Annotated in this window: 1 protein-coding gene; it reads left to right on the forward strand. The window is 61.3% G+C overall.

Annotation, left to right across the window (positions count from 1 at the left end; all coding sequences use genetic code 11):
• Positions 1-275 (forward strand): hypothetical protein (locus YY7_RS62845; protein ID WP_210164767.1); only part of this gene is annotated, 275 nt, incomplete at its 5' end.
• Between the last annotated feature and the right edge of the window lie 869 nt (positions 276-1,144).

Below are 1,144 nucleotides of genomic sequence, written 5' to 3' on the forward strand. Positions count from 1 at the left end.
GGAGTCACGGCTACACCACTAAGGCACCGCCAGACGAAAGAGGCGGCAACGGATATGTGCAGCCTAAAGCCACCGCGCCACATCTCGACTCCACCGTGTGTCACGAGCATCGCCGGTCCACACGCGCGATGCGCAACTGCACGAGAGATGAAGGAGGGCCCTTCGGGTTCGGCAATCAGGTGCCGATCTCAAGCCACCGCAAGCTGCTGTCGTCAAAAGCGATGGTGGTGAACGTTGCGGAAACGCTGGGACGAGATTCCGGCAGGCACGGTTGAGAGAGGCGAGCGCAAGCGAACCGCTGCAGAAGTGTCGAAAGCGGATTAGGCGATGTCAGAACCGGGGGGTGACCCTTCCTCCGGGATCAGCTCGGGGGATGCCTGAGACGGCCCGTGCGACATCCGGCATGTAGGCGGCGCGAAGCTCAACCAGGCTCTTGTACGGAACGTGAGAACCTACACGGCGATGCCAAGGGAAAAGGCACAAGCGGCGCCAACCGCGAGGCCAAAAGTACCGATGCGCCGGTTAGGGGCGGACTGCTCCGTAGTAGCGAGGAAGCGGGGGTAATGCCCGTGGAGCGAAGGGAGCGGGCCATCGCCATTTGGCTTGGGTCAACCGGCAACGGGAGGAACCCGATGTTCAATGGAAGGCGGCAGCCTTCGCGCGGTGGCACGAGCCGGATGACGCGAGAGTGTCAAGTCCGGTTCTGTGAGCGGCTCGGGGTGAGATTCCCCGGGCCGACTCGGCAAAATCGGAATTCGCAACGGGTTCACGGCATCTCAGCTTTACCCCCAACAGGCGACGCTGCTGAGCGACCTGATGGGTCCTCGGTGACGTTCATGCTTGTTAGTGGGACGCCGCGCCGGCGTCGAATGTTTGAACCGAACGAACCGTGACGTTGCTGAGCGGGCTTACGAGTTGGCACCTTATCGTCAGGCCAGTCGGCGGTCGGCGTCCACCTCACCGTCACGCGCGGGAGAACGTTCTACCTTTTCACCCTTTACTATTCTGCCGCGAGCAAGGTTGAAAGATGTGAGTTTGCAATCATGAACCGAGCTATGGCGGAATCTGGGTGATGACGGCCTGAGAAGGGCGGCGTATCGAGGCGGGTAACCAGCCAGCCAGAACCTCTTATGCAGAGCGATAC

This window comes from Bradyrhizobium elkanii WSM2783 (genome assembly GCF_000472865.1).
Taxonomy (GTDB): Bacteria; Pseudomonadota; Alphaproteobacteria; order Rhizobiales; family Xanthobacteraceae; genus Bradyrhizobium; species Bradyrhizobium elkanii_A.